At 66.5% G+C, this 403-nt stretch carries 1 pseudogene; it reads left to right on the forward strand.

The window, feature by feature from the left end:
- Positions 1-41: 41 nt before the first annotated feature.
- Positions 42-332: pseudogene (locus ACNFOC_RS55490) on the forward strand (carbohydrate ABC transporter permease); the annotation flags it as partial.
- Positions 333-403 lie beyond the last annotated feature (71 nt).

Below are 403 nucleotides of genomic sequence, written 5' to 3' on the forward strand. Positions count from 1 at the left end.
GCTTCCTCGTCGGCAGCGTCAGGTGTGTATAAGAGACAGGGGTGCGGGCGTTCGTGTCGATCGTCCTGCCGATGAGCAGGAACGCCCTTATTACGGCTGGGCTGTTCACGTTCCTGTTCACCTGGAGCGACTTCCTCTTCGCGCTGACCCTGACGACGACCGAGGACGTCCGGCCCGTCACCCTCGGCCTCTACCAGTACCTCGGCTCCCACGTCAGCGACTGGAACGCGGTGATGGCCACCGCGACCCTCGCCTCGGTCCCGGCTCTCGTGCTGCTCCTGGTGGCGCAGCGCTACATCGCCACCGGCGTGACCGGCGGAGCCGTCAAATGACCCGCCCCCAGGGCGACTTCAGAGAAAGGCAGAACCTCCCTGTGACCACGTCTTCCGCACCGCCCCCGGCC

The sequence above is a fragment of the Streptomyces colwelliae genome (assembly GCF_048158785.1).
GTDB lineage: Bacteria > Actinomycetota > Actinomycetes > Streptomycetales > Streptomycetaceae > Streptomyces.